Origin of the sequence: Kribbella sp. NPDC056345 (genome assembly GCF_042262745.1) — a bacterium.
In the GTDB taxonomy this organism is placed as follows: Bacteria; Actinomycetota; Actinomycetes; order Propionibacteriales; family Kribbellaceae; genus Kribbella.
Map to the genome: position 1 here is coordinate 1 of NZ_JBHJQQ010000034.1, position 3,290 is coordinate 3,290.

A 3,290-nucleotide genomic window follows, 5' to 3' on the forward strand; every position below is an offset into this window, starting at 1 on the left:
TGCTGGGGGTCCTGTTCATATTCTGGGAACCGTACAGTGAACGCGAGTTACTTGTAGCGCAGCGGTCTGTGTCATCGCCAACCAGTGGTTGGTGTGTGACAAGCCCTCGGCCTATTAGTACCAGTCAGCTCCACACCTTACGGTGCTTCCACTTCTGGCCTATCAACCCAGTGGTCTACTGGGGGCCTTACCCGGTTAACCCGGTGGGAGACCTCATCTTGAAGCGTGCTTCCCGCTTAGATGCTTTCAGCGGTTATCACTCCCGAACGTAGCCAACCAGCCGTGCTCCTGGCGGAACAACTGGCACACCAGAGGTTCGTCCACCCCGGTCCTCTCGTACTAGGGGCAGCCCTTCTCAAGTCTCCTGCGCGCGCAGCGGATAGGGACCGAACTGTCTCACGACGTTCTAAACCCAGCTCGCGTGCCGCTTTAATGGGCGAACAGCCCAACCCTTGGGACCTACTCCAGCCCCAGGATGCGACGAGCCGACATCGAGGTGCCAAACCATCCCGTCGATATGGACTCTTGGGGAAGATCAGCCTGTTATCCCCGGGGTACCTTTTATCCGTTGAGCGACGGTGCTCCCACATGCCACCGCCGGATCACTAGTTCCGACTTTCGTCCCTGCTCGACATGTCTGTCTCACAGTCAAGCTCCCTTGTGCACTTACACTCGACACCTGATTGCCAACCAGGCTGAGGGAACCTTTGAGCGCCTCCGTTACCTTTTAGGAGGCGACCGCCCCAGTCAAACTACCCACCAGGCACTGTCCCTGATCCAGATAATGGACCTAAGTTAGACAGCCAGAACAACCAGAGTGGTATTTCAACGATGACTCCACCCGAACTGGCGTCCGAGCTTCACAGTCTCCCACCTATCCTACACAAGTTGTACCGACCACCAATACCAAGTTGTAGTAAAGGTCCCGGGGTCTTTCCGTCCTGCTGCGCGTAACGAGCATCTTTACTCGTAATGCAATTTCGCCGAGTCCACGGTTGAGACAGCGCCCAAGTCGTTACGCCATTCGTGCAGGTCGGAACTTACCCGACAAGGAATTTCGCTACCTTAGGATGGTTATAGTTACCACCGCCGTTTACTGGCGCTTAAGTTCAAAGCTTCGCCGGCCTAAGCCAGCTAACCTGTCCCCTTAACGTTCCAGCACCGGGCAGGCGTCAGTCCGTATACATCGAATTACTTCTTCGCACGGACCTGTGTTTTTAGTAAACAGTCGCTTGGGCCTGGTCTCTGCGGCCATCAACGCTTCCATGGGCAAGCCATGTAACGCATCCGGCCCCCCTTCTCCCGAAGTTACGGGGGCATTTTGCCGAGTTCCTTAACCATGGTTCACTCGATCGCCTTGGTATTCTCTACCTGATCACCTGTGTCGGTTTGGGGTACGGGCGGCTCTAACACTCACTACGAAGTTTTTCTCGGCAGCATGGGATCATCCACTTCCCCTGAACGGGTCCGCCTCGGCTCTCAGGCTTCGTGAGACACGGATTTGCCTATGCCTCGCCCTACCACCTTGCCCGCGGATCAGCTTACGCCTACCATCGCCGCGGTTGGACTACCCTCCTGCGTCACTCCTCAGTGCACCTAATACCAACTCGGGTCGTCTGTTCCACCACTTGGCCCGAAGGCCGCACAGCTTCAAAGACTTAGCATTATCGGGTTCGGTCTTGTCGTGTTAATGCCGGTACGGGAATATCAACCCGTTGTCCATCGACTACGCCTGTCGGCCTCGCCTTAGGTCCCGACTTACCCAGGGCAGATTAGCTTGACCCTGGAACCCTTGATCATCCGGCGGACGGGTTTCTCACCCGTCATTCGCTACTCATGCCTGCATTCTCACTCGTGCAGCATCCACAACTCCATCACTAGGCTGCTTCACACGCTGCACGACGCTCCCCTACCCATCCACACACCTGGACCCAGATCAAGTCTGGGCCGGGTACAAGTATGAATGCCACAGCTTCGGCGGATTGCTTGAGCCCCGCTACATTGTCGGCGCGGAATCACTTGACCAGTGAGCTATTACGCACTCTTTCAAGGGTGGCTGCTTCTAAGCCAACCTCCTGGTTGTCTGGGCAACTCCACATCCTTTTCCACTTAGCAATCGCTTAGGGGCCTTAGCTGGTGATCTGGGCTGTTTCCCTCTCGACTACGGAGCTTATCCCCCGCAGTCTCACTGCCGCGCTCTCACTTACCGGCATTCGGAGTTTGGCTGATTTCGGTAAGCCGGTAAGCCCCCTAGACCATCCAGTGCTCTACCTCCGGTAAGAAACACGCGACGCTGCACCTATATGCATTTCGGGGAGAACCAGCTATCACGGAGTTTGATTGGCCTTTCACCCCTATCCACAGGTCATCCCCCAGGTTTTCAACCCTGGTGGGTTCGGTCCTCCACGCGGTCTTACCCGCGCTTCAACCTGCCCATGGATAGATCACTCCGCTTCGGGTCTAGAGCATGCGACTATTTCGCCCTATTCAGACTCGCTTTCGCTACGGCTACCCCACACGGGTTAACCTCGCCACACACCACTAACTCGCAGGCTCATTCTTCAAAAGGCACGCCGTCACACATTCCAAAGAACATGCTCCGACGGATTGTAGGCAATCGGTTTCAGGTACTATTTCACTCCCCTCCCGGGGTACTTTTCATCTTTCCCTCACGGTACTAGTCCGCTATCGGTCACCAAGAAGTATTTAGGCTTAGCGGGTGGTCCCGCCAGATTCACACGGGATTTCAAGAGTCCCGTGCTACTTGGGAAAACACTCGGAAGTCACTGTCTTACGCCTACAGGGCTATAACCCACTACGGCTCAACATTCCAGAAGATTCGACTTCAACAGTGATTTATAACTCCCCGATACCACGGCATTGGTACCTGAATGCTCCCACAACCCCACATGCGCAACACACGCCGGCTATCACACGCACATGGTTTAGCCTCATCCGCTTTCGCTCGCCACTACTCACGGAATCACTATTGTTTTCTCTTCCTGCGGGTACTGAGATGTTTCACTTCCCCGCGTTCCCTCCAGAACCCTATGTGTTCAGGCACTGGTAACTGGCTTTAGAATGCCAGCTGGGTTTCCCCATTCGGACACCCCCGGATCACAGCTCGGTTGCCAACTCCCCGGGGCTTATCGCAGGCTCCAACGTCCTTCATCGGCTCTTGGTGCCAAGACATCCACCGATTGCCCTTAGTAGCTTGTCACAACAACAACAAAAACATTTCGCTACAAAGATGCTCGCGTCCACTATACAGTTCTCAAAATACGACCAGG

Annotated in this window: 1 rRNA gene; it reads right to left on the minus strand. The window is 55.2% G+C overall.

From position 1 onward, the window contains the following. Nucleotides 1-94: 94 nt before the first annotated feature. Nucleotides 95-3,220: ribosomal RNA gene (locus ACFCV3_RS42555) — 23S ribosomal RNA — on the minus strand. Between the last annotated feature and the right edge of the window lie 70 nt (nt 3,221-3,290).